Consider the following 25341-nt stretch of genomic DNA (forward strand, 5'->3'; position numbering starts at 1 on the left):
ATGGCTATTAATTTATCAAAAGGCGGTAACATCAACCTGTCTAAAACAGCGCCTACAATGAATAAAGTAGACTTAGGTTTAGGCTGGAATCCTCGTGTGACAGATGGTAAAGCATTTGACTTGGATGCGGTTGCTTTTCTGACTGGTGAAAATGGCAAAGTTCGTTTAGATGGCGACTTCATCTTCTTTAACCAAAAAACTTCTCCTTGTGGTTCTGTTAATCATAACGGTGATAACCGTACAGGTGACGGTGATGGTGATGACGAAACAATTTCAGTTGATCTAGCTAAAGTACCTGCTGATGTCGCAAAAATTGTTTTTGCTGTAACCATTCATGAAGGCCAACAAAATGGTCAAAACTTCGGTATGGTGGACAAAGCCTATATCCGTGTAATCAATCAGGATAACAATGCAGAAGAACTTGCACGTTTTGACTTATCTGAAGACGGTAGTACAGAAGTTGCCATGATTTTTGGTGAGTTATACCGTCATAGCGGTGAGTGGAAATTTAAAGCAGTCGGCCAAGGCTTTAACGGCGGCTTAGGTGCTTTGGCTGCAAGTTATGGTGTTGCAGTTTAATTTTTAAAATCTGTACTAAAAGATTTATCTTTTAGTACTTGAAAGTGATTCGGTTTAAATCGGTTCATTTATGAACACAGTAAAAATTATTTTCAAGTACTAAATAGAGAACAACAATGCAATTCATCACTGGACAAAAACTGGCACTTCACCAATTGTTGCAGACAGAGACACAGTTTAAACTACGTGTACAGGTTCAAGCACCTTTTGAAATCGATATTTCTAGTTTTGGTATTGCGCCAAACGATAAACTTTTCCATGATGATTATATGACTTTCTATAATCAGCCACAGACTCCGAAAGGCGAAGTTCAATATCAGCTTCAAGGCAACATGCATAGTTTTGCCTTTGATTTAAACAAGATAGATACAGCGCGAACATCACGTTTTGTGATCTGTGCCACTTTATCCAATGAGCAGTCTCAAATCCAAAATATACAATCGATTCTGGTCGAGTTATGTAATCAACAAGGGCAGGTGCTTGCGAGTTATCTTTTAAATGGTTCTAATTTTAGCCAAGAAAAAGCTGTGATGCTGACTGAGATTTACTTTAAAAGTGATGCTTGGCGTATCGCTGCAATTGGTCAAGGTTTTAATGGTGGCTTAAAGGCTTTGGTTGAGCACTTTGGGGGAGAAGTTGAAGAAAGTACAGCAGCTGCTCCATCAACAGTAAACCCATCGACAAGCAATACACCATCAACAATCGATCTGAAAAAGAAAGTGGTACTGGATAAAATCCAAAATGCAGCTCCACATTTGGTAGATATTACTAAAAAGTCTTTAATCAGTTTAGAAAAAAACAATTTACTCGATGTAAAAGCTCGTGTCGCTTTAGTGCTAGATTATTCAGGTTCAATGCACCAACAGTATATAAAAGGTGATGTGCAAAAAGTACTTGACCGAATTATGCCCTTGGCAGTCAATTTTGATGATGATGGCAGTTTTGAGTGCTGGGCATTTGCAGAAAAATCATTGCGTTTAAGCGATGTAACCTTGAACAACTTAGAAAATTTTGTCAATACAGATCAAGGCGGTCATCCAAAGTGGAAAGCTGGTGCACGTTACAATAATGAACCTGCTGTACTTGAAGCCGTGATCCAATATTTTACCCAAGAAAATCCATCTCATTTACCCGTTTATGTGGTATTTGTTTCAGATGGCGGGGTCAGTGAAAGTAAAAAGATTAAAAATATTCTTAAAAATGCATCCAGTTTTCCTATTTTTTGGCAGTTCGTGGGTATCGGCGGCCGTAACTATGGTGTGTTGGAACAACTCGATACGATGGATGGGCGAGTAGTAGATAATTGCAATTTTTTTGAAATGAGCAATATTCAAAGTATGCCTGAAGCACAACTGTATGATGCACTGCTTCAGGAATTTCCACTGTGGTTAAAAGAAGCGAAAAATAAAAACATTATTCGATAAAGTGAGGGCAATCGATGGCTAAATTTGAACTTGTAGGCAGTCCAGAACCATTTCTATTGGTCGATTTGGTACAGGGAGAAAAAATATTTTGTGAATCTGATGCAATGGTCATGATTGAGCAAAATTTAGAATTGGCAGGAAATTTACGCGGCGGATTATTTCAATCATTTATGCGTAGATTTACCACAGGTGAATCACTGTTTCAGCAAGAAATCAAAGCATCATTTGGTCATGGACAGTGTTTGCTTTCTCCAAACATAGATGGTGATATGCAAATTCTTAACATAGGACCTCAGCAATACACTTTATCTGATGGGGCTTTTGTTGCAGCAACAGAACATGTCAATGTCAAAGCCAAGATTCAAGCAAATTTAGGTGGTGGATTCTTTGGTGATACAGGTGGTTTTGTGGTGATGGAATCATCTGGACAAGGACAACTGTGTATTTCAGGCTGTGGTACCTTGATGGAAGTCGATGTCAGTACCCAGAACGGAGAAACCACCATTGATAATGGTCATGTTGTGGCATGGGATTCGTCTTTAAGTTACAACATTGGTATGCCAAGTTCACAAAACCGCGGAATTGTTGGAAATCTTTTAAACAGTTTTACCAGTGGTGAAGGTATGGTGCTTAAGTTTAGGGGCAATGGCAAAGTCATTATTTGTTCCCGAAATCGCAAGAGCTACCTCACCTGGTTATCTTCAGCTTTAAATTTAAATAGAAACAATTAAATCTATGAGGGAAACACATGAGTATTAGTTTAGTAAAAGGTCAAAAAATCTCTTTAGAAAAAGGTGATGGTTCATCTTTGACCAAAATTTATCTTGGTGCAGGCTGGGATGTGGCGAAGAGTGGCGGATTTTTAGGTGGTCTTTTTGGTGGCGGTGGTGGTGATTCAATCGACCTTGATGCTTCAGTCATTATTTTTGATGAAAACAACCAACCGCTTGATGCAGTATGGTTCGGTCAATTAAAAAGTAAGGATGGCAGTATTTGGCATTCAGGGGATAATCGTACAGGTGCTGGTGATGGCGATGATGAAGTGATCCATGTTGATCTAACCAAAATCCCACCGCAAGTCAAAGCACTGGTTTTTACAATTAGTAGTTTCCGCGGTCAAACTTTTGAAAAAGTTGAAAATGCTTTTTGTCGTTTAGTTGACTCAAATACCAATACTGAAATTGCAAAATATAACCTTTCAGCAAAAGGCAATTATACTGCCTTGATTATCGCTAAAGTTTATCGCCACAATGGCGCATGGAAAATGTCTGCGATTGGCGATACCTGTAATGGTAAGACCATTCATGACATGCTTCCTTCGATCATTCCAGTGCTTTAAGGGCGGCTGTAAAAATTTTAATCAACAAAGCCATTTCTAGAAATGGCTTTTGTTTAAAGTATTTTCAATCTTTCCATTCTAAAGTTATCAATTGTGTAAAATAATTCTATAATAGCGTCCATTATTACTGACCTCAGTTGCGGTTAGTTCGTTTTTAAGTCAATTTCTTCTCCGTGATTCGGCTTATTTTTCAATATTTAAATTTTATGTGTCCATGCCAACACATAAGAATATTTAGGTGCCCACATGGAAATCAAAGTCAATTACCTCGACAATCTTCGACAAGAAGCCAAGTTCGATGACTTTACAGTAATTGCTGATCAACCCATTCGCTATAAAGGTGATGGCTCTGCGCCGGGTCCTTTCGATTATTTTCTTGCATCATCTGCTTTGTGTGCTGCTTACTTTGTCAAAGTATATTGTGCAGCTCGTGATATCCCGACAGATAATATTCGTTTATCTCAAAACAATATTGTCGATCCTGAAAACCGCTATAAACAAATTTTTAAAATTCAGGTTGAACTACCTGCGGATATTTCGGATAAAGATCGTCAAGGTATTTTGCGTTCGATCGACCGTTGTACCGTTAAAAAAGTCATCCAAACAGGTCCTGAATTTGTTATTGAAGAAGTTGAAAGTATTGATGCAGATGCACAAGCATTGCTCATGCCAAACTTAGCACAAGAAAGCTCAACTTATATTGAAGGTAAAGATCTACCTTTAGAGCAAACTATTGCCAATATGTCAGAGATTCTGGCAGGTTTGGGAATGAAAATTGAAATTGCCTCATGGCGAAATATTGTTCCAAATGTATGGTCATTACATATTCGTGATGCGCAATCTCCAATGTGTTTCACCAATGGTAAAGGTTCAACCAAAGAAAGTGCTTTGGCTTCGGCATTAGGCGAGTTCATTGAGCGTTTAAATTGTAATTTCTTCTATAACGACCAATTTTGGGGTCAAGACATTGCCAATGCTGAGTTTGTACATTATCCAGATGAAAAATGGTTTAAACCAGGACCAAATGGAGCGCTACCTAAAGAAATATTGGATGAATACACATTAGAGATATATAACCCAGACAATGAATTGTTAGGTACGCATTTATATGACACCAACTCAGGTAATACTGAGCGTGGGATTTGTTCATTACCGTTTGTACGCCAATCAGATCAAGAAGTTGTATATTTCCCATCAAATTTGATTGAAAACTTATATCTAAGCAATGGTATGAGTGCAGGAAACACCTTAGCCGAAGCTCAAGTACAGTGTTTATCTGAAATTTTTGAACGTGCGGTTAAACGTGAAATTTTAGAGGGAGAAATTACACTTCCAGATGTGCCAAAAGACGTTTTAGCAAAATACCCGCGTATTGTTGAGGGCATTAAAGGCCTAGAAGAACAAGGCTTTCCAGTCTTGGTTAAAGATGCATCGTTGGGTGGTGAATTTCCAGTGATGTGTGTCACGTTGATGAACCCACGTACAGGCGGCGTTTTTGCATCGTTTGGTGCACATCCTAAGCTTGAAGTTGCTTTAGAGCGTAGCTTAACCGAGTTATTACAAGGTCGTAGTTTTGAAGGTTTAAATGATTTACCTAAACCAACCTTTAGCAGTAATGCGGTGACTGAACCGAATAATTTTGTTGAACATTTTATCGATTCAAGTGGTGTGGTGTCTTGGCGTTTCTTTAGTGCAAAATCAGACCATGACTTTGTTGAGTGGGATTTTAGCAGTGCAGGTGAAAATGCCAATGCTGAAGAAGTAAAGACCATGCTAAACATTCTTGAAGAAATGGGCAAAGAAGTCTATATGGCAGTCTATGAACACTTAGGCGCGACAGCTTGCCGTATCATTGTGCCTGATTATTCTGAAATTTATTTGGTTGAAGATTTAATTTGGGACAATACTAACAAAGCATTGTTATTCCGTGAAGATATTTTAAATCTTCATCGTTTAGATGATGAACAACTTGAAGCTTTAGTTGAACGTCTTGAAGAAGTTGAAGTAGATGATTACACCGATATCGTAACTTTAATTGGGATTGAATTTGATGATAATACTGTGTGGGGACAACTGACCATCCTTGAGTTAAAACTGTTGATTTATCTTGCTTTACAACAGTTTGAAGAAGCCAAAGATTTAGTTGAACAATTCCTGCAATACAATACCAATACTGTAGAACGCGGCTTGTTCTACCAGTGTATGAATGTAATGCTTGAAGTTGAACTAGATGACGACATGGATTTAGATGACTATGAAGCGAATTTCCGTCGTATGTTTGGTGATGAACGAATGGATGCAGTTATTGGTTCTCTAGACGGCAGTATGCGTTTTTATGGTTTGACTGAAACCAGTATGCAGCTTGAAGGGCTTGATCGTCATTTAAGACTTATTGACAGCTATAAGAAGTTACATAAGGCACGTGCTAAAGCTGTTGGCTTAGCAAGTTAAACGCATTTTACTTTAGAACATAAGTGAAATACCCAAGATTCGTCTTGGGTTTTTTATTTTTAAAAATAATACAATATTTAAAAAATCACTCAATCAAAGGATTAAGTTTATACTGATGATGAAATGGGCTATCCCTAATATCTCTTATGAATAAGTGAATGACTAATCCATCAATAAATTTTGATATTTATCAGCTTGTGTTCTTAAAAAATCCCAAACCAATTTAATACGCGGTTCATGCTGTAAATCGACTAAAGTTAGCATCCAGAAGGTATGAATAAAACGAACTTCGTCTTGTAACACCTGTTTAAGTTCTGGCTTATTTTCTGCCAAAAACTTCGGCAAAATTGCCAATCCAGCACCTGCACTCACAGCAACTTGTTGGGCCAAAATACTGCTACTTCTAAAATTTGCATTGAGCTGTAAGGGCAGACGTTCTAAACAATACAGTTCAGGGCTATAAATTAAATCGTCAATATAGTTTACAAACTGATGGTTTTTTAAATCTTCAAGTTTTTTAATCGCTTGGGTACTTTCTAAATAGCTTTTACTGCCATAAATTTTAAGACAATAATCGGTTAAACGGGTAATGATATAAGGTCCTGACTTAGGACGATCGATGGAAATCACAATATCAGCTTCACGATGCGACAGCTTAATCATTTTTGGAACGGGGATAAGATCAATCGTGAGTAAAGGGTATTGTTTAGACAGTTCTGCCAATAGCTGGGCTAAAAATGCTGTTCCAAAACCCTCAGGTGTGCCAATTCGCACATGTCCTTGTAACGGTAAGTTGGGCTTTTCAATTTGCAAGAATGCTTGTTCCATTTGCTCAACACGGGGCACCAGTGCCAAGCCTTCCATAGTCAGTTCATAGCCTGTGGCTTCGCGTCTAAACAACGGCGTTCCTAAAGCTAATTCTAGCGCCTGTATCCGTCTAGACACGGTACTGTGTTCGACCCCAATAATACGAGCTGCATTGGTTAACGTCTTGGCACGCGCTAAAACTAAAAAAAACTGTAGGTGATCCCAATCGACTTTCATTGTGTATGACATCCTTGTGCATATTTGCACATTCATTGTGCGTTAATTTCTATTGGTCATCTATATTTTCTTTGTTAGTTTGATTTGAAACAGTACTGATGAAAATACTGCTTTTGGCTATTTTCTAAAAATGTAACAACAAAAAATATTGCCTATGGAGAGGTTATGAACACAATGTCAAATATTCATTCGACGACGGCTAAATTGTTAATTAATGGAAAATTTACCGAATCAAATACTACTGAGTGGCAAGACATTCTAAATCCAGCGACCCAAGAGGTACTTGGTCGTGTCCCAATGGCAACTTTAGACGAAGTTGATGCTGCAATTGCTGCTGCACAAGAAGCATTTAAAACTTGGCGTTTTACACCAATTCAAGCCCGTATGCGTATCATGCTGAAACTGCAAGATTTGATTCGTGACAATATGAAAGATATTGCCCGTGTTTTGACCGCAGAACAAGGTAAAACCTTGGCTGATGCAGAAGGTGATATTCAACGTGGCTTAGAGGTGGTTGAACATGCTTGCTCAATTGGAACCTTGCAAATGGGTGAATATACTGAAGGTGTAGCCCGTGGTGTAGATACTTATACCTTGCAGCAACCATTGGGTGTATGTGCTGGAATTACCCCGTTTAACTTTCCTGCCATGATTCCACTATGGATGTTTCCAATGGCGATTGTTTGCGGCAATACCTTTGTACTTAAACCGTCTGAGCAAGATCCATTATCGACTATGATGCTGGTTGAATTGGCATTACAAGCGGGCGTACCTGCTGGTGTACTCAATGTGGTACATGGTGGCAAACAAGTGGTAGATCGTCTATGTACGCATCCAGACATTAAAGCCATTTCATTTGTAGGTTCAACAGCGGTAGGGACGCATGTCTATAACTTAGCAGGTCAGCATGGTAAACGTGTGCAATCGATGATGGGTGCAAAAAACCATGTCGTGGTCATGCCAGATGCCAATAAAGAACAAACCTTAAATGCTTTAGTCGGTGCTGCATTTGGTGCGGCTGGACAACGTTGTATGGCATTGTCTGTTGCTGTCATGGTCGGTGAAACTAAAAACTGGGTGGATGAATTGGTTGAAAAAGCCAAAACACTCAAAGTCAATGCTGGGCATGAACCGCAAACAGATATTGGTCCTGTGATCTCACCACGTGCCAAAGCTCGCGTTATAGATTTGATTAATAGCGGTATTGAACAAGGTGCACAACTCTTACTTGATGGTCGAGGCGTACAAGTCCAAGGCTACGAAAATGGCAATTTTGTTGGTGCAACTATATTCAATCAAGTCAGCACCGATATGCGTATCTATACTGAAGAAATTTTTGGTCCTGTATTAGCCATTATTCATGTTGATACACTTGAACAAGCCATTGAATTGGTCAATGCCAATCCGTTCGGGAATGGTGTGGGTTTATTTACTCAAAGTGGTGCAACAGCGCGTACTTTCCAAAGCACCATTGATATTGGTCAAGTTGGTATCAATATTCCAATTCCTGTGCCGGTTCCATTCTTTAGCTTTACCGGGTCAAGAGGTTCAAAATTAGGGGACTTAGGGCCTTATGGTAAACAAGCAGTACAGTTCTATACTCAAACCAAAACCATTACCAGTCGTTGGTTCGAAGACACACAAGAAAAAGGTGAAGTGAATACCACCATCAGCTTGCGTTAATATAGGAGTTCAAGGATGAATATTGCATTTATTGGTTTAGGCAATATGGGCGGTAAAATGGCCCATAATTTACTCAAAGCAGGCTTGACGGTTTATGGCTTTGATTTAAGTGATGTTGCAATCGCACATTTCACCGAAGCAGGCGGAATTGCCTGTAATAGTCCACAGAAAGCAGCAGAAAATGCAGATGTCGTGATCACCATGCTGCCAGCCGCAAAGCATGTTAAAGAGGTGTATTTGGGTGAAAATGGGGTACTTGCTGTGCTTAAACAAGGCAGCTTATGTATCGACAGCAGTACCATTGATCCACAAACCATTAAAGACATTGCTGCAATTGGTGCAGAGCAAGGAATTCAAATTTGTGATGCACCTGTTTCAGGTGGCACGATCGGGGCCCAAGCAGGTACGCTAACCTTTATGGTAGGAACTGATGATAAAGCCTTTGAACAAGTCAAATCTGTGCTTGCACCAATGGGTAAGAACATCGTGCACTGTGGTGAAGTGGGTGCAGGACAAATTGCTAAAATTTGCAATAATCTCATTTTAGGCATTTCAATGGCCGCAGTGGCTGAAGGCATGGCGCTAGGGGCAAAACTCGGTATCGATGCACAAGCATTAGCAGGCGTAATCAATAGTTCAAGTGGTCGTTGCTGGAGCTCGGAAGTGTGTAACCCATGGCCGGGTATTTCTGCAAATGCACCTGCTGGACGTGGTTATAGTGATGGCTTTGCCTCTCAACTGATGCTTAAAGATTTGGGTTTGGCTGTTGAAGCCGCAGGCCAAGTCAAACAACCTTTGCTTTTAGGTGGTTTGGTACAGCAGCTTTATCAGCAACTGTGTATGCAAGGTAATGCTCAACTCGATTTTTCCAGCATCATTCAGCAATATTTGCCTAAAGAAACTTAATCATCAATCGAAGCATAGTCAATTTCACCACCAATGGGTGGTGAAAAACCAATAGATTCACTCGTGTCATGAATAACAATAAATCCAGGCCGGAGTATATAATATGATGAATTATCAGGATGTTGCTAAAACATTTAATTTAGATGGTGCGGTTCAAGAAATGCTCTCAGGTTCAGTCGATCAACTGAATGCCTGTTATGAATGCTGTGACCGACATGCGGAAGCAGATCGCGAAAAAGTTGCCCTATATTGGCAAGGTAAAGATGGCCGTAAAGAGCAATATACCTTTGCTCAACTGAAAAAATGGTCGAGTCAGTTTGCCAATTTTTTAAAGTCACAGGGTATTCAAGCTGGTGATCGTATTTCGGGTTTATTACCAAGAACTCCCGAATTATTGGTGGTGATTCTTGCTGCTTGGCGAATTGGTGCAGTTTATCAACCGCTATTTACTGCATTTGGCCCAAAGGCGATTGAACATCGAGTTCAGCTGGCAAAAAGCAAATTGGTTGTGACCGATATCGGCAATCGTAGCAAACTGGATGAAGTTGCACAGTGTCCACAAATTATGACTGTCGCTGATCAACAGGGTCATGCTGTACAACAAGGCGATTTAGATTTTTGGAAAGAACTCAATCAACATGCTGAGCAATGTGATTTGGTCATGCAAAGCATTCAAGATCCATTTTTACTGATGTTTACCTCAGGCACCACGGGGCCTGCAAAACCTTTGGAAGTTCCACTCAAAGCCTTAATTGCTTTTGGCAACTATATGAAAGATGCGATCGGCTTACGCGCAGATGATGCATTTTGGAATATTGCTGATCCAGGTTGGGCGTACGGTTTATATTACGGTATCACAGGACCATTATTGTTAGGCCATGCCACTTTGTTTTATGAAGGTGGTTTTAGCATAGACAGTTTGTGTCAAATTATTGATGATTATAAAATTAATAATTTGGCAGGTGCACCTACAGCATATCGGATGATGATGGCCGCGGATCCCACTCAAATGGCACAACTAAAAGGTAAATTCCGGGTTGTGAGTAGTGCTGGTGAACCTTTAAATCCTGAAGTTTTTCGTTGGTTTAAACAAGTGCTTGATGCGCCTATTTTTGATCATTATGGACAGACAGAGGTGGGCATGGTGGTTTGCAATCATCATGGTTTAAGCCACGACGTCCGTGCAGGCGCTGCTGGTTTTGCCAGCCCAGGTTATCGTGTTGCTGTGGTAGATGATCAAGGCAATGAGTTGCCTGCCGATACCGCTGGAATTTTAGCGGTAGATATCAGTCAATCACCAATGATGTGGTTTGGTGGTTATAAAGAAAGTCGTAAATCACCATTTATCAAAAATTATTATTTGACCGGTGATACTGCTGAATTACATACAGATGGGAGTATGAGCTTTGTTGGACGTAGTGATGATGTGATTACCACCTCTGGATATCGTATTGGACCTTTTGATGTAGAAAGTGCATTACTTGAACATGAGGCAGTGATTGAAGCTGCTGTTGTTGGAGTCCCCGATCCAGAGCGAACAGAAATCGTTAAAGCTTTTGTGATTTTGGCAGAAAATAAAACACCATCTGAGGAATTGGCTGAACAACTTGGGCAATTTGTCAAAAAACGTCTGTCTGCCCATGCTTATCCAAGACAAGTTGAATTTGTTACTGAACTACCCAAGACCCCAAGTGGCAAGATTCAACGCTTTTTACTACGAAATCAAGAAATTGCTAAACAACAATTAAGTGTATAAAGCCAGTAAGGATCATCCTACACAAGCTAAACTTGCCGAATGTAGGATGTTAAATGATGCTAAGGAATATGAAATGCAATTTACTGAAGAACAATTATTGATTCAGGACATGGCGAAAAGTTTCGCCCAAGAACAAATTAAACCAAATGCAGCGGAATGGGATAAACACAGCATTTTCCCCAAAGAGACCTTGTCACAAATGGGGCAATTGGGATTTATGGGGATGCTGATTTCAGAGCAATGGGGTGGTTCAGATACTGGAAACTTAGCCTATGTCCTTGCACTTGAAGAAATTGCGGTGGCCGATGGCGCAACCTCTACCATTATGAGTGTGCATAATTCAGTTGGTTGTGTTCCGATTGCTAAATTTGGTAGTGAAGAGCAAAAACAAAAATATTTAATGCCTTTGGCACAAGGTGAAATGATAGGTGCTTTCGCATTGACCGAACCGCATACTGGTTCTGATGCAGCAGCACTGAAAACCCGAGCTGTCAAAGATGGTGAGGATTGGATTATTAACGGTGCAAAACAATTTATTACTTCAGGAAATAATGCGGGTGTAATTATTGTATTTGCAGTGACCGATCCAAGTGCTGGTAAAAAAGGTATCAGTGCCTTTATTGTGCCACGCGAAACTGCGGGCTATGAAGTGATTCGGACTGAAGAAAAACTGGGATTGCATGCTTCAGATACCTGTCAAATTGCATTGACTGATGTGCGTGTACACAAAAGCTTAATGTTAGGTCAAGAAGGTGAAGGGCTTAAAATAGCACTGTCTAATCTGGAAGGCGGTCGTATTGGTATTGCTGCGCAAGCGGTGGGTTTGGCACGTGCTGCCTTAGAAGAAGCCAGCAAATATGCCAAAGAACGGATTACTTTTGGAAAACCGATTTTTGAACATCAGGCAATCGCTTTTCGTTTGGCCAATATGGCAACAGAAATCGAAGCAGCTCGTCAATTGGTCCATCATGCCGCACGATTGAAAGAAGCAGGCAAGCCCTGTCTCAATGAAGCCTCAATGGCAAAATTATTTTCCTCAGAGATGGCAGAGCGTGTCTGTTCTGCTGCACTACAAATCTTTGGTGGTTATGGTTATTTAAAAGATTTTCCAATTGAACGGATTTATCGTGATGCACGTATTTGTCAAATCTATGAAGGTACCAGTGACATCCAGCGTTTAGTGATTGCGCGAAGTTTATAAATAGAGTTAATCGCTGTGTATCAGATGATGGGATAAAACAGATAAGGAAATGAATATGCAATTTGAAACGATTTTACTGGAAAAACATAAAGGTGTAGGTTTAATTACACTCAATCGCCCAAAGGCTTTAAACGCATTAAATTCAAAATTAATCCAAGAAGTAAATTTAGCTTTAGATGACTTAGAAAAGGATCAGGATATTGGTTGTATGGTGCTGACTGGTTCAGAAAAAGCCTTTGCCGCTGGTGCTGATATTAAAGAAATGGCGAGATTAAACTTTCCCAATATTTATTTTGATGATTTTTTTAATCTTGCCGATCGAATTGCGCAACGCCGTAAACCTTTAATCGCAGCTGTCAGTGGTTATGCCTTGGGTGGTGGTTGTGAGTTGGCACTGATGTGTGATTTTATTTACTGTGCGGATAATGCCAAATTTGGCTTACCTGAAGTCACTTTAGGCGTGATTCCAGGCATTGGGGGGACGCAGCGTTTAACCCTTGCCATAGGTAAAGCCAAAGCGATGGAAATGTGTTTAACCGCTCGACAAATGGGGGCAATTGAGGCAGAACTGAGTGGTTTAGTTGCCCGTGTGTTTAGCCCTGAAGAGCTTTTAACCCAGACTTTAAGTGCTGCTGAAAAAATTGCTGAAAAATCATTGGTGGCGACAATGATGATCAAAGAATCAATTAATCGTGCCTTTGAAGTGAGTTTGGCGGAAGGTTTACGTTTTGAACGACGAACCTTTCATTCAATTTTTGCTACTTTGGATCAAAAAGAAGGCATGCAAGCCTTTGTTGATAAACGCCAAGCCAACTTTAAAAATCAATAACAGGATGAAGATGGGATGAATACTGAAAATCATTTAATCATCGAACAGAACGCAGCTCTGGGTGTGATTAGCTTAGATCGAGTGTCCAGCCTGAATGCACTGACTCTGGATATGATCAATGGTATCCGTACACAAGTTGAAACTTGGCAAAATGATGCTGGCATTCAAGCGATACTGATCAAATCTAATAGCCCAAAAGCATTTTGTGCAGGTGGTGATATTCGTTATCTTTACGATTGTTATCAAAATGGTACAGATGGACATAAAGGCTATTTTATTGCTGAATATGACATGTTGAATAGCATTCGCGCGTCTAAAAAACCGGTTGTGGTATTGTTAGATGGCTATGTCTTAGGTGGCGGTTTTGGTCTGGCACAGGCCTGTCATATTATTGTCAGTAGTGAAAAATCACGTTTTGCCATGCCTGAAACGGCGATTGGTTTCTTTCCTGATGTTGCAGCAACGCACTTCTTGTCACGTTTAGATGATATTGGGGTCTATCTGGCAACCACAGGTAACCAAATCAGTAGCAGTGATGCCTTATATTTAGATTTGATTGATTATCATGTTCCTAGCCAACAGTTAAATGCCTTACTTGATGCGCTGAGCCAATCAAGCAATTTAAGCAAAGACCATATTGAACAGATAATTTCTAAATTTATTACCCGCCCTGTAGAAAGTGAACTGAGTGCATCGGTTGAGAACATTCGTAAGCATTTTGGCTTTGAAAATTTGCAAGATATTGAAAAAAGTCTTGAAAATGAAAAAGACCAACAGCATCAAGCCTGGGCAAGCAAAGTCTTAAACACCTTGCAACAACGTTCTTGGGTGGCAAAAAAGACCAGTTTAAGACTGCAATACTTGGGACGGGGATTGTCATTACAACAATGTATGCAGCTGGAACGAAATTTACAGGATATCTGGTTTGAACATGGTGATATTCTTGAAGGTGTTCGCGCTTTAATAGTCGACAAAGATAAACAGCCAAAATGGCAGCAACAGAATGCAACACTAGATAAAATATTGGCTGAATTAGGTTAGTATTTTTAATGCGTATATCAGTTCTGTTTTTATAAACATTCAGATACTTTTAAAGGCAACAAAAAAGGAAATCATTCGATTTCCTTTTTTCACGATGATCAAAAGCACCTATAAATCAATCTTATCGTATATAGCGTTGGCTTTCTCTGTGATTGCAGTCATATGGATTGCACCATGAATCATTCCTGCTAGAAAATGAAATTTCACCGAGACTCCAGCCTCTCTCAATCTTTCAGCATATTGTTCGCCATCATGACGCAGTGGATCATATTCACAGACAAAAATTGTTGCCTCAGGTAAGCCTTGTAATGATTGTGCCAGTAGAGGACTCACCAGCTCATTGGTTTTGTCAGAATCACTATTTAAATATTGATCCCAACAATGCGCCATTGTTGCAGTCGTCAAACCATAACCATCCGCATAAGTTTCATAGGATTTACCCTGCATCGTGGCATCTAAGGCTGGATAAAACAGCAGTTGTTGACTAATCTGGATTTCTGGATGCGCTTTAGCGAGTAAGCATGCAGCCGCTGCAAGGTTAGCTCCCGCACTATCACCACCCACAGCAATACGATTTTGATCAAGCCCTAAACTTAAAGCATGTTCTTGAATATAACGAAGTGCTGTAAAAAAATCTGTCAGCGGTACTGGAAATTTGAATTCAGGCGCTAGGCGATAATCCACTGAAAAGATAACATGCTGTGTTGATTCTGCCAGTAAGCGGCATGAACGATCCCATGCATCTAAACTCCCCAAACACCATCCACCACCGTGGGCAAATACTAAAGCTGGGTTGCTTTGTAGCTGTACCAAAGCATAGGGCGTATATACCCGAACTTGGATTTGAGCTTGATCAGAAGTTGTAATCCAAAAACTGGTTTGATAGCTGGAATCTTGCTCAATACCTTGCTGTTGTATGATGTCCTGATTTACCTGCGCTCTTAATTCACAAAGTGTATTTGCAGCTGTTGCAACAGGTCTAGCGTTAAGCCAGTCTGCAATTTGATGGTCTAAAGACATCTTATTGCTCCTGTTGTAGAAATTCTAAAATCAGGGAACAAAACGCTTCGGGTTGTTCCTCCATAATAAAATGACCACAATCTTTGACAATTGCACTGGTTAAATGCGGTGCAACTTTTTTCATGGTTTCATAAGGTGCATCATTGGTTGCCTGTTCTGCACCAATCGCCAATACAGGCATTTCTAGATTTTTAGTTGCGCGGATTTTATTTTGACGAATGGTTTCGGGGATTGAACGATAGTAATTAAAACCTGCCGTTAAACGTCCCGATACTTTATAAGCCTCAATATACGTTTCAGCGGCGACTTTATCTCTGTGCCACGACCACTTATCAAAAATATAATTAAGATAAGTTTCTTCACGTCCACTGACCAAAGCTTCAGGTAAGTCCATCACTTGATTAAACATGAAATGCCATAGAAAAATATTTTCATCAGGTGAAACAAAAATAGGCGGTGGCGTTGCCAATCCGGGAATAACGGCTTCAGTCACAGCCAGAGAAGTAACAGATTGGGGAAAATCAGCTGCAAGTGCATAAGCAACCCACATCCCGATATCGTGACCAATCACTGAATAAGTATCATGTCCAAGTTTTGACATTAAGCTGGATAAAATTGTCGCAATTCGCCCCGTATCATAACTTCCATTCAGCGGAACAGAATATCCTGTTCCCGGTGGATCCACAGCAATTGCCTGATAACCATTGTCCGCCAATACGCTCATTACATTTCGCCATGCGTACCATGTTTGTGGCCAACCGGGGATAAGTAATACGACAGGACCACGGCCTGTAGAGACATAATGAAGTTTTTTACTGTCTATATGGATGTAATGATGCTGAAATTGATCGACTAAATTTTCATGTGTTGTCATAGTAAATGCTCAATCTCTGCCTTAGATACCCAAAAGTTTATTTATTTGCAATTGATTGACAGGCGCTGCGGCAAAATCATCAAAGGTTTTATCAGTAACATGAATAATATGTTGTTGAATAAACTCAGCACCTTCACTTGCGCCATTCTCTTTATTTTTTAAACAACATTCCCATTCCAAAGTTGCCCAGCCCTGATAGTCGTTATGTGCCAATTTTGAGAAAATTGCTTTAAAATCAACTTGACCATCTCCAGTAGAACGGAATCGACCTGCACGATCTCCCCAATTTTGATAGCCCCCATACATCCCTTGGCGACCTGTCGGGTTAAACTCCGCATCTTTAACATGAAACATTCGAATAAAATCTTTATAGATATCGATGTATTCCAAATAGTTCAGTTGTTGCAAGATAAAATGACTCGGGTCAAAAAGAATCTGACAACGTGGATGGTGGTGTGTCCGTTCTAAGAACATTTCAAAGGAAATACCATCATGTAAGTCTTCACCAGGATGAATTTCGTAGCACAGATTGACATTATGTTCATCACAGGCATTGAGGATCGGCATCCAACGACGTGCAAGTTCATCAAAAGCGGTTTCAATAAGTCCAGCGGGGCGTTGAGGAAAAGGAAAGATATAAGGCCATGCCAGTGAACCTGAAAAAGTTCCCATATCTTGTAAACCTAAACGGGCAGATGCTTGCACAGAAGCCAACATTTGTTGTTCAGCCCATTGAGTTCTAGCTACTGAATTTCCATGTAAATGTGAAGGTGCAAAAGCATCACATAAAGCATCATAAGCTGGATGCACAGCCATAAGTTGGCCAAAAATATGCGTCGTTAACTCACTAATTTCTAAACCATTATTCTGTAAAACTCCTTGTATTTCATCGCAATAATCTTGGCTTGTGGCTGCTAAATTAACATCAAATAAACGCTTGTCCCATGCTGGCAGTTGTACAGCCTTAAAGCCTTTATCGGAAACCCATGCAGCAATGCTCTCTAAATTATTAAATGGGAAAATATCATCACTGAATTGTGCGAGATGAATACTTGGACCTTTGATGGTTTGCATAGCTAAACTCAATTAGTTGTCGATCGACAAACAATAGGCTTTCTTTTGAATAAAAACAACAAGTTTTTAAAAAAGAATCTAAAAAAGGGCAGCCTCTCCAACAAATCCTATTGATTTATTTGCGAAATTTATTTTTTCGAATGATAATAAAAAACACTAAATCGGATTGAAGCGTCGTTATGGCTGGTAGACCAAGAGAATTTGATAGGGAAAAAGCACTAATTCAAGCGCGTGATTTTTTCTGGCAACATGGCTATGAAGGGACTTCGATGTCAGATTTAGTCGAGGTCTTAGGTATTGCTTCCGCGCGTATTTATAAAGCCTTTGGCTCGAAAGAGGCGTTGTTTCGAGAATCTGTTATACACTACGAAGAAAATGAAGGCGGCTTTGCGATCTACGCTTTACAACAAGCAAATATTAAGGATGCGATCAGCCAATTATTTCAAGATGCAATCAAACTTTATACCCAGAATAATCATTCATATGGCTGTATGGTTGTATCATCTGCAAGTGTATTAAGTCAGGAAAATCAAGGTCTTTTAGACTGGATGAAGCAACAACGTATTGAACGTGGTCAAAGTCTGGTTAAGCGCTTTAAACAGGCGAAAGCAGAGGGACAATTATTAGAACATGCTGACCCTGAAATATTAGGGCAATATTACGGACTAGTGCTACATGGATTATCCGTTCAAGCCAGAGATGGTTATTCAGAACAAATGCTTTTGCAAATCATTGATTTTTCCCTTAAAAATTTAGATCAATATCTGGTTTCATCTTCAAAAGCTTAAGCATAGATCAGCAATAAAAATGTATAAGTGATGAATATTGACTTGGAATATACATTGTATGATTGCGACTTATTTTGTTAAGTTTTAAACATTGCTTTACGGCGAATAAATGGACTTCTCATCACGTTGAAAGGGCAATATTGAATAGGGTTTAATTTACAAATAAATTAAATTTTAAATATATATTTCAATAAATTATAAAACTTTATGAGCTAGGTTTTATCCTATTCAAAATAACACTAAGAAATATTTTATCGATTTAACACAAGATAAATTAAACATAAAAATTCAATCTGAAAAAATCTGTTTTAGTCTAATTAAAATCGATCAATTTAAGCACTGCTTTTTCTGGTAAAGAATCTATCTTGACACAGCTAAAATATTCAATATATAGTTAGCTACCATATTATATGGTTAAATACTAAATGAATCTAGAACAGAAATACACCGCGCTTTTGCATGAAGCGCAACGCCGTAAAATGGCAGATATTGAAAATTTGCGACTCTGTTTTCAAACGCTTTCACTCGCTTCAAGTATTGATCGAGACTGTACCGCACAGCTTGCGCCTTATGGCTTATCTGAAGGGAGATTTGTGCTTTTATTTCTCCTTGATGCAGCTAATGATGCTGTAGCGCCTAAAACTTTAGCTGAACAAGCGGGAATTACCCGTGCCACAGTCACTGGACTACTGGACGGCTTAGAACGTGAACAATTGGTAGAACGTCATGCAGATCCAGAAGATCGTCGCGCGTTATGTATTCGACTGACGGCAAAGGGTAAACAAGTCGCAAAAACTGTGTTTGATCAGCATAGTCGCTGGATTGCCAGCCTGTTTGCTGGTTTAACCCAAGCTGAGCGTGAGCAATTAACAGACTTACTTGAGAAAGTGGCGAAAAATCTTGTTGATAAGCGCTGATAAAATATCTGTATAAAAATCTTTTTAAATTATCCATATAAAACGTTGAATTAAATCAAGGAAAAATCATGAATCACTATCTAATTGAACTCTATACACCCAATGCAGTTTGGCAAACTTTACCTGTACAAGAGCGTCAACAATATTTGGCTGATGTTGGCGCGGCTATGGGAGGCCTGTCTAATCTGGGTGTTGAGCTTTTAACACTCACTGAGATTGATACTGCCGTTGATCAAAGTAGTCATCATCGCTTTATGGGGATTTGGCGCTTTCCAAATCAACAGGCACGGGATGCATTATTAACAGGTATTCAAGCAAGTGGTTGGTATGACTACTTCGATCATGTAAATGCTGCAGGGGCGGAAGGTGATTTCCAGCAACACCTTGATGCTTTAGCAAAGTTTTAATTTTTCTTCTAAGATGCTTATTTATTTTCAAGGTCATATCAAAGTCTTCTTTAAAGCTTAAATATCTTATAGAAATGCTTGTTCAATGAGAAAAAATTGTGAATACTCATGCGCATAAATTTAGGCTGTAAGATTATCTTTTGGGGTTAGACAATTACTGTGAAAACGTATCCATTTTCTCGTTTACAAAAAGCATTATTGGCAGTTGGTTCATTTTCATGTCTAGGGCTAAGTTCAGCATTGGCACATGCTGATACTGAAAAAGATACACAGCAACTTAAAACGATTAAAGTAAGCGTTCAAACAGAAGAAACAACACCAACTGCTTATTATCAACCCAAGGTAAATTTATCAGGATTTACTCAGCAAAATCTTGCTGAGATCCCTGCATCTATCAGTACAGTCACCGCGGAACGTATCGCTGACCAACATGCAAAAACCCTGACGGATGTTGTTAAAAATGATGCAGCAATCGGCGATGGTTATGCGCCCATTGGTTATTATCCAAACTTTATTATGCGTGGTTTTGGGTTAAATCTTGGATCAAGTTATTTGCTCAATGGTCATTTGTTGCGTGGCGAGCAAAACGTGGCACTTGAAAACAAAGCACAAGTTGAAATTCTAAAGGGTATGAGTGCGATTCAAAGTGGGATGTCAACACCTGGTGGTGTCATCAATTATGTCACTAAACGTCCAGAAGACATTCGTGCTATTACCGTTGAAGTAGATAGTCATGGTGGCAATCGTGTCGCAACTGACTTGGGTGGCTGGTTGGGAGAAGAGCAGCAGTTTGGTTATCGACTGAATCTGGCCAAAGAGGAAATTCATCCTTATGTTGAGCATGCAGATGGGCAGCGTTTGTTTGGCGCTTTGGCGTTAGACTGGAAGATTTCAGATCGCTCAAAATTAGAATTTGATATTGAATCGCAGCGTCAACGTCAGCGCTCAGTCGCAGGTTATCAATTACTGGATGGTACAACTGTACCGACTGGCGTCAAATGGGATCGTTTACTTGGTTATCAAAGCTGGAGTAAACCAGTGACCAATGAAAGTCTAAATGCTAGCTTAAAATATATTTACCAAGTGAATGACAACTGGACAACAAATCTGTCTGCTTCACAAAGCCGTGTCGTGATTGATGATTATTCAGCATTTCCGTGGGGTTGTGGTAGCAGTATTTGTCAAAAAACGGGTTTAGGTAATACCTTTGACCAAAATGGTAACTATGATATTTATGATTTCCGTAACCCTGATGACAGTTATTTGACCAATCAATTTAAAGCAGCCCTAAACGGAAAGTTTAGCACAGGGGCTTGGCAACATAAGCTAAGTTTAGAACTGTCACATATAAGCAAACGTCATACACAATATAATGCGATCAACGAGCCTATAGTTAAGGATTCTGAATCTACAGGAAATATTTATAATGATCCTATAAGCTATATACCAACTGAGAAAACATTAGGTAAACGTTATAAATCATTAGACAGTCAACAAACTGCTTTGAACTTACTTGACCAAATTGACTTTAACACTGAATGGTCAGTTTTGTTGGGCGGTAAACTGATGCATTTAAATGAAAATGCCTATGATGTGGATGCAAACAACATCCGAGAGACCAATTTTAATCGTTTCTTGCCACAGTTTGCGTTGATGTATCAACCTTGGGAACACACCCATCTCTATGCATCTTATGCCAAAGGTTTAAGTGATGGTGGACAAGCCCCTTGGTTTGCTACTGGTATTCCTGATCAAGGTATTGAAGGGAATGCTTTCAAAACTTTAGCACCGATAAACTCAACTCAGTATGAATTGGGGATTAAGCAGCAGTGGCAAACATTACTGTTTACCGCAGCATTGTTTGATTTAACCCAAGACAATCAATACACCAACGCAGACAATTACTTTGTCACGGATGGTAAGCAACATAACCTTGGCTTAGAATTGGGCTTACAGGGACGCTTAGGGCAAAATCTAGATATGGCTTCTTCTTTAGCTTTAACTCGTTCACGTTTAAAAGAAATACAAGTGGCTGATTATCAAGGTCATCAAACTCAAAATGTACCTAGTGTCCGTTTTGCCAGTCATCTGTCTTATCGAGTACCACAAGTAGATGGCTTACGTTTATTGGCTGGCATGCAGTACAGCAGCAGTAAATATGCCAATAAAACGGGTACAGTAAAAGTATCAGGCTATAGCGTGTTTGATGTAGGTACAGCTTATAACTTCCGTGCTTATGGTTATGACAATACACTTCGATTTAATGTTGATAACGTGTTTAATAAAAAATACTGGCGAGATGCGGGGAGTTTCTTAGGCGATGACTATTTATTTCTTGGCGCACCACGTACAGCACAACTCTCGTGGACTGTGGGTTTTTAAAGTAACTTGCTGAGCCTATTGGTAATTTAAATTGAGATGTAGACTAAGTTAATATTTGACGGTTAGATAATTTAATTAACGAACCGTCAATAGCATCTCATTTTTTATTAGCGTAGAAGTTACCCATGTTGTTATAATAGAGGGGCAGTTTTATTAAGGAACTTTGTGATGCTGAATGTGAATGAAATTCCACATAAAGGGTTGAAAAGATATATAGCGAAACTCGCACGTCAAAACCATATAAGTTATATCAATACTGGAAGTAGTCTATTGGCTCAAACGATTACACGTTTAGCTGATGATGATGTTAAACCAGACGAAACTGAAAAATTAGTAATTGCTTTACGTCGAGCAAATGTGATCGATGGTTCACAAATGTTGATTTTGCTTGGCCGTTATTTTGATGAAACTCAACATGTTTGATCCCTTTAATGATTTTGAGACAAATGGTTATTTACGCAATTTCAGAAAAGATAAAAATTTAGAAATTGTATTTTAAAAGCCAAAATCTAAAAAGTGATCTCAATAAGAAAAAATAGTGTTGTATAGACAAGGTTCTTAAATGTTTTATTTAAATCTTAAATAAATTTATGCAACTAAGCGTGATATTTAAAATATCCTTCAAGAAATAAAATACTAATTTAGCTATATCAATATCTTAAGCTTCTTTCATAAGACCTTTTTAAAGCTATAAATCAACATAAAATTCCCCTCATCCTAGCCTTCTCCCAAAGGGAGAAGGGATTTTCAATCGAAATATGATTCACGCTACATGATCACTTTTTCATTTATGAAAGAGATTTATTTAAATAAATATCAAAAAAATAGATAGTATATACCTAAAATTATAAATTGGATTTATTCTAAAAAATAACCAATTATAGAATTCTAAGCAATTTAGTAAGGAATGCTAAAAATGGACAAAAAAATTAGAGTTGCTGTGATTGGTGGTGGTATTGCGGGCTTAGCACTCACGACTCAATTGGTCAAAAATAAACATTTAGATGTACATCTCTTTGAGTCTGCATCACAGTTTTCTGAAATTGGTGCAGGGATTTCGTTTGGTGCGAATGCAGTTAAAGCCATTCAATTATTAGGTCTAAGCCAAGAGTATGAATCTATCGCAGATCAGGTAAAGGCACCATACACCGATATTTGGTTTCAATGGCGTAATGGTTATACCGATGAGTATCTATCTGCATCGATTGCACCACAAGTCGGGCAGTCTTCGGTACATCGTGCAGATTTTCTCGATCGTTTAATTCCGTTGGTGCCTTTAACAAATGTACATTTTAATAAACGCGTACAAGAAATTGAGGCAGATGAAGAACAAGCGACAATTCACTTTATAGATGGTCATCATATTACATTTGATTATGTGATTGGTTGTGATGGAATTCGTTCAGTTGTTCGAAACCATGTGCTTGACTCTAATCAATTAGCGCGTGTTGAACCTCAGTTTTCAGGGACGTGGGCATATCGTGGAATTATTCAATTTCAAGATTTTAAACAAACGATTGCAAAACTGGGAAATGACGCAGAAATTGCCGATGTACCACAAATGCTTTTAGGGAAAGATAAACATATCTTAACTTTCCCAATCCGTCAGGGTAAAGAAATTAACATTGTCGCATTTAAGTCAGATCGCACTCAAACTGTATTAGCAGAGAATACACCATGGACATCACCTGTTTCAAAACAAACGATGCTGGCTGATTTTGCAGACTGGAGCGAGAGTTGTAAGGCATTATTGGATCTGATCGACTCACCAACAATTTGGGCATTACATGAAATTCAACCTTTAGAAAGCTATAAAAACAAAAGCAATAATGTGATTTTGATTGGCGATGCTGCTCATGCCATGTTACCGCATCAAGGTGCTGGTGCCGGACAAGGTTTAGAGGATGCTTTGATTTTAGCTAAATTATTAGAAAACCCTGAGCTGACATCTGAATCTATCAAAGCTGTATCAGAAATCTATGAGCAAGTTCGATTAGCGCGTGCCGTAAAAGTTCAAAATACCTCGCGTGAATCAGGTGAAATCTATGAGCTATATTCATCGAAATATCCTGATTTTGAATCAATAGGCCAACATTTGGCACAGCGTTTTGACTGGTTGTGGCAGCATTCGCTTGAAGATGATATTCAGACAGCTAAAGCAGCATTAGCAAAACAACTACAGCACACTGAAATGACGACTTAAACAACAAAGATTACAAACAGGACAATATGACCAGGGAGGTCTATTATGCAATTCATAAATGCAAATGAAATTATTGATCATGCTAAATTAAAAGCCATTCATTGGCGGGTGATTCTACTCAGTGCATTGATTATTATCTTTGATGGTTATGATCTAGTGATTTATGGTGTTGCTTTACCCAAGTTGATGGCAGAATGGAAAATTGACAGCATTACGGCTGGATTTCTGGGCAGTGTCGCCTTATTTGGGATGATGTTTGGTGCGATTATTTTCGGTAGCCTGAGTGATAAATTAGAAAGCTATGGATTTAGCCGCAAAAAATTAATTATTTTATGTATCTGTTTATTCAGTGGTTTTACTTTACTTTGTGGTTATGCCAATAATCCACAAAGTTTTGCAATCTTTCGGTTTTTGGCTGGTTTGGGTTTAGGCGGGGTCATGCCAAATGTAATCGCCTTGATGACGGAATATGCACCTAAAAAACTACGCTCAACTTTGGTTTCCTTAATGTTTAGTGGTTATGCAGTTGGTGGGATGTGTTCAGCTTTATTAGGAATGTGGTTAGTTCCGCAATTTGGTTGGAAAATTATGTTTATTCTAGGAGGCACACCACTTTTACTCATTCCCATAATCTGGAAGCTGTTACCAGAATCGATTGATTATTTGGTGCGCCGTGATAAAACCGACAAAGCCATTGAGATCCTTAAACAAATTGACGGCAATATTACCTATACGTCTCAGACTCAAATTGGTCTTCATCAAGACAATCAATCTAGCTCTAAAACCCCGATCAAGGATTTATTTGCAGAAAATCGTGGGATGGTAACACTCTTATTCTGGGGCAGCGTATTTATGGCGCTTGTACTGGTCTATGCTTTAGGCAATTGGTTACCTAAATTAATGGTAGAAGCAGGCTATGATTTATCGACCAGTTTGGTTTTTCTATTGGCTTTAAATATTGGGGGAATGCTTGGCGCAATTTGTGGTGGCTACTTAGCGGATCGTTTTAATCTTGCAAAGGTATTATGTTCACTGTTTTTAAGTGGCGCGATCGCATTAATCTTACTCAGTTATAATTTACCAACAGTCATTCTTTATTTTTGTATTGGGGTTGCAGGTGCTGCATCAATTGGTGGGCAAATCTTATTATTGGCGTATATGTCTCAATTTTATTCATCCAATATTCGTGCAACAGGCTTAGGAATGGCTTTAGGTGTGGGGCGCTTAGGCGCAATTTTAGGGCCAATCTTATGTGGCTGGCTGTTAAGCTTAAGTCTGCCCATTAATTATAATTTTATCGCATTATCAATCCCTTGTATTATTGCGGTAATAAGTGTTTCAATGATTCACTTACAGTTGATAAAAACAAAATTGGCGGTGAAAGCGGTACAAATCTAAAAGTAGAGCAGGGAGGTCTACCTCC

At 39.1% G+C, this 25341-nt stretch carries 22 protein-coding genes; 18 read left to right on the forward strand and 4 right to left on the reverse strand.

The features are described 5' to 3' along the window. From F981_RS08085 to F981_RS08105, 5 genes are all read left to right on the forward strand, one after another. On the forward strand, window positions 1-579 hold the full coding sequence (locus tag F981_RS08085; RefSeq protein WP_004720368.1) for a TerD family protein: 579 nt from the start codon (window positions 1-3) through the stop codon (window positions 577-579). Between the two features lie 116 nt (window positions 580-695). After that, window positions 696-2003, forward strand: a complete 1308-nt coding sequence (locus tag F981_RS08090) for a vWA domain-containing protein (RefSeq protein WP_004720369.1) — start codon at window positions 696-698, stop codon at window positions 2001-2003. Between the two features lie 14 nt (window positions 2004-2017). After that, on the forward strand, window positions 2018-2734 hold the full coding sequence (locus tag F981_RS08095) for a TIGR00266 family protein (protein WP_004720370.1): 717 nt from the start codon (window positions 2018-2020) through the stop codon (window positions 2732-2734). Between the two features lie 17 nt (window positions 2735-2751). Continuing rightward, a complete protein-coding gene (locus tag F981_RS08100; protein ID WP_004720371.1) occupies window positions 2752-3342 on the forward strand; it encodes a TerD family protein in 591 nt (196 codons plus the stop codon). Window positions 3343-3588: 246 nt separating this feature from the next. Then, window positions 3589-5793: an OsmC domain/YcaO domain-containing protein gene (locus F981_RS08105; RefSeq protein ID WP_004720372.1), complete on the forward strand. Its 2205-nt coding sequence runs from the start codon at window positions 3589-3591 to the stop codon at window positions 5791-5793. Window positions 5794-5955: 162 nt separating this feature from the next. On the opposite strand, the gene F981_RS08110 is transcribed toward F981_RS08105, so the two are convergent. Beyond that, window positions 5956-6837, reverse strand: a complete 882-nt coding sequence (locus F981_RS08110) for a LysR family transcriptional regulator (RefSeq protein ID WP_004720374.1) — start codon at window positions 6835-6837, stop codon at window positions 5956-5958. Window positions 6838-7002: 165 nt separating this feature from the next. Here F981_RS08110 and F981_RS08115 point away from each other — a divergent pair, with 165 nt between their 5' ends. From F981_RS08115 to F981_RS08140, 6 genes are all read left to right on the forward strand, one after another. Further along, the gene (locus F981_RS08115; protein WP_004720376.1) at window positions 7003-8520 is read left to right on the forward strand and encodes a CoA-acylating methylmalonate-semialdehyde dehydrogenase; all 1518 of its coding nucleotides are present in this window, start codon (window positions 7003-7005) and stop codon (window positions 8518-8520) included. Between the two features lie 15 nt (window positions 8521-8535). After that, a complete protein-coding gene (gene mmsB / locus F981_RS08120; RefSeq protein WP_004720378.1) occupies window positions 8536-9426 on the forward strand; it encodes a 3-hydroxyisobutyrate dehydrogenase in 891 nt (296 codons plus the stop codon). Between the two features lie 103 nt (window positions 9427-9529). After that, window positions 9530-11182 (forward strand): AMP-binding protein, encoded by a 1653-nt coding sequence (locus F981_RS08125; protein WP_004720380.1) that lies wholly within the window; start codon window positions 9530-9532, stop codon window positions 11180-11182. 73 nt (window positions 11183-11255) lie between these two features. Next, on the forward strand, window positions 11256-12383 hold the full coding sequence (locus F981_RS08130; protein WP_004720381.1) for an acyl-CoA dehydrogenase family protein: 1128 nt from the start codon (window positions 11256-11258) through the stop codon (window positions 12381-12383). A 55-nt stretch (window positions 12384-12438) separates the two neighbouring features. After that, window positions 12439-13212 carry an enoyl-CoA hydratase gene (locus tag F981_RS08135; protein WP_004720384.1) on the forward strand — a complete coding sequence of 258 codons (774 nt, stop codon included), beginning with the start codon at window positions 12439-12441 and terminating at the stop codon, window positions 13210-13212. Between the two features lie 15 nt (window positions 13213-13227). After that, window positions 13228-14253 (forward strand): enoyl-CoA hydratase/isomerase family protein, encoded by a 1026-nt coding sequence (locus F981_RS08140; RefSeq protein ID WP_004720386.1) that lies wholly within the window; start codon window positions 13228-13230, stop codon window positions 14251-14253. Window positions 14254-14361: 108 nt separating this feature from the next. Here the strand turns inward: F981_RS08140 and F981_RS08145 are convergent, their stop codons facing one another. From F981_RS08145 to F981_RS08155, 3 genes are read right to left on the reverse strand one after another with little or no spacing between them, the layout of a single operon-like run. Then, window positions 14362-15273, reverse strand: coding sequence for an alpha/beta hydrolase (locus F981_RS08145; RefSeq protein ID WP_004720388.1), 912 nt, complete (start codon window positions 15271-15273; stop codon window positions 14362-14364). Between the two features lies 1 nt (window position 15274). Next, the gene (locus tag F981_RS08150; RefSeq protein ID WP_004720390.1) at window positions 15275-16147 is read right to left on the reverse strand and encodes an alpha/beta fold hydrolase; all 873 of its coding nucleotides are present in this window, start codon (window positions 16145-16147) and stop codon (window positions 15275-15277) included. Window positions 16148-16168: 21 nt separating this feature from the next. After that, the gene (locus F981_RS08155) at window positions 16169-17221 is read right to left on the reverse strand and encodes a sugar phosphate isomerase/epimerase family protein (RefSeq protein ID WP_004720392.1); all 1053 of its coding nucleotides are present in this window, start codon (window positions 17219-17221) and stop codon (window positions 16169-16171) included. A gap of 179 nt (window positions 17222-17400) precedes the next feature. On the opposite strand from F981_RS08155, the gene F981_RS08160 reads away from it, so the two are divergent. The 7 genes from F981_RS08160 to F981_RS08190 all read left to right on the forward strand — a co-directional run bounded on the left by F981_RS08160 (window position 17401) and on the right by F981_RS08190 (window position 25316). After that, window positions 17401-18009 (forward strand): TetR/AcrR family transcriptional regulator, encoded by a 609-nt coding sequence (locus tag F981_RS08160; protein WP_004720394.1) that lies wholly within the window; start codon window positions 17401-17403, stop codon window positions 18007-18009. A 425-nt stretch (window positions 18010-18434) separates the two neighbouring features. Further along, window positions 18435-18926, forward strand: a complete 492-nt coding sequence (locus tag F981_RS08165; RefSeq protein ID WP_004720395.1) for a MarR family winged helix-turn-helix transcriptional regulator — start codon at window positions 18435-18437, stop codon at window positions 18924-18926. 68 nt (window positions 18927-18994) lie between these two features. Beyond that, window positions 18995-19333 (forward strand): DUF6616 family protein, encoded by a 339-nt coding sequence (locus tag F981_RS08170; protein WP_004720398.1) that lies wholly within the window; start codon window positions 18995-18997, stop codon window positions 19331-19333. A 159-nt stretch (window positions 19334-19492) separates the two neighbouring features. Further along, complete coding sequence (locus tag F981_RS08175; protein WP_004720399.1) at window positions 19493-21715, forward strand: TonB-dependent siderophore receptor; 2223 nt, start codon at window positions 19493-19495, stop codon at window positions 21713-21715. Between the two features lie 168 nt (window positions 21716-21883). Continuing rightward, window positions 21884-22138, forward strand: a complete 255-nt coding sequence (locus F981_RS08180; RefSeq protein WP_004720401.1) for a hypothetical protein — start codon at window positions 21884-21886, stop codon at window positions 22136-22138. 493 nt (window positions 22139-22631) lie between these two features. Next, a complete protein-coding gene (gene salA / locus F981_RS08185) occupies window positions 22632-23918 on the forward strand; it encodes a salicylate 1-monooxygenase (protein ID WP_004720404.1) in 1287 nt (428 codons plus the stop codon). Window positions 23919-23963: 45 nt separating this feature from the next. Continuing rightward, window positions 23964-25316, forward strand: a complete 1353-nt coding sequence (locus F981_RS08190; RefSeq protein ID WP_004720406.1) for an MFS transporter — start codon at window positions 23964-23966, stop codon at window positions 25314-25316. The last annotated feature ends 25 nt before the right edge of the window (window positions 25317-25341 follow it).

It is taken from the genome of Acinetobacter guillouiae CIP 63.46 (assembly GCF_000368145.1).
GTDB classification, from domain to species: Bacteria; Pseudomonadota; Gammaproteobacteria; order Pseudomonadales; family Moraxellaceae; genus Acinetobacter; species Acinetobacter guillouiae.

Excerpts from the sequence above, each read along its gene's own strand:
- F981_RS08125 (WP_004720380.1), top strand. The coding sequence starts at position 9,530 with ATGATGAATTATCAGGATGTTGCTAAAACATTTAATTTAGATGGTGCG.
- F981_RS08110 (WP_004720374.1), bottom strand. The coding sequence starts at position 6,837 with ATGAAAGTCGATTGGGATCACCTACAGTTTTTTTTAGTTTTAGCGCGT.
- F981_RS08085 (WP_004720368.1), top strand. The coding sequence starts at position 1 with ATGGCTATTAATTTATCAAAAGGCGGTAACATCAACCTGTCTAAAACA.
- F981_RS08130 (WP_004720381.1), top strand. The coding sequence starts at position 11,256 with ATGCAATTTACTGAAGAACAATTATTGATTCAGGACATGGCGAAAAGT.
- F981_RS08090 (WP_004720369.1), top strand. The coding sequence starts at position 696 with ATGCAATTCATCACTGGACAAAAACTGGCACTTCACCAATTGTTGCAG.
- F981_RS08105 (WP_004720372.1), top strand. The coding sequence starts at position 3,589 with ATGGAAATCAAAGTCAATTACCTCGACAATCTTCGACAAGAAGCCAAG.
- F981_RS08115 (WP_004720376.1), top strand. The coding sequence starts at position 7,003 with ATGAACACAATGTCAAATATTCATTCGACGACGGCTAAATTGTTAATT.
- F981_RS08155 (WP_004720392.1), bottom strand. The coding sequence starts at position 17,221 with ATGCAAACCATCAAAGGTCCAAGTATTCATCTCGCACAATTCAGTGAT.
- F981_RS08145 (WP_004720388.1), bottom strand. The coding sequence starts at position 15,273 with ATGTCTTTAGACCATCAAATTGCAGACTGGCTTAACGCTAGACCTGTT.
- mmsB (WP_004720378.1), top strand. The coding sequence starts at position 8,536 with ATGAATATTGCATTTATTGGTTTAGGCAATATGGGCGGTAAAATGGCC.
- F981_RS08190 (WP_004720406.1), top strand. The coding sequence starts at position 23,964 with ATGCAATTCATAAATGCAAATGAAATTATTGATCATGCTAAATTAAAA.
- F981_RS08165 (WP_004720395.1), top strand. The coding sequence starts at position 18,435 with ATGAATCTAGAACAGAAATACACCGCGCTTTTGCATGAAGCGCAACGC.
- salA (WP_004720404.1), top strand. The coding sequence starts at position 22,632 with ATGGACAAAAAAATTAGAGTTGCTGTGATTGGTGGTGGTATTGCGGGC.
- F981_RS08095 (WP_004720370.1), top strand. The coding sequence starts at position 2,018 with ATGGCTAAATTTGAACTTGTAGGCAGTCCAGAACCATTTCTATTGGTC.
- F981_RS08100 (WP_004720371.1), top strand. The coding sequence starts at position 2,752 with ATGAGTATTAGTTTAGTAAAAGGTCAAAAAATCTCTTTAGAAAAAGGT.
- F981_RS08135 (WP_004720384.1), top strand. The coding sequence starts at position 12,439 with ATGCAATTTGAAACGATTTTACTGGAAAAACATAAAGGTGTAGGTTTA.
- F981_RS08150 (WP_004720390.1), bottom strand. The coding sequence starts at position 16,147 with ATGACAACACATGAAAATTTAGTCGATCAATTTCAGCATCATTACATC.
- F981_RS08140 (WP_004720386.1), top strand. The coding sequence starts at position 13,228 with ATGAATACTGAAAATCATTTAATCATCGAACAGAACGCAGCTCTGGGT.
- F981_RS08170 (WP_004720398.1), top strand. The coding sequence starts at position 18,995 with ATGAATCACTATCTAATTGAACTCTATACACCCAATGCAGTTTGGCAA.
- F981_RS08160 (WP_004720394.1), top strand. The coding sequence starts at position 17,401 with ATGGCTGGTAGACCAAGAGAATTTGATAGGGAAAAAGCACTAATTCAA.
- F981_RS08180 (WP_004720401.1), top strand. The coding sequence starts at position 21,884 with ATGCTGAATGTGAATGAAATTCCACATAAAGGGTTGAAAAGATATATA.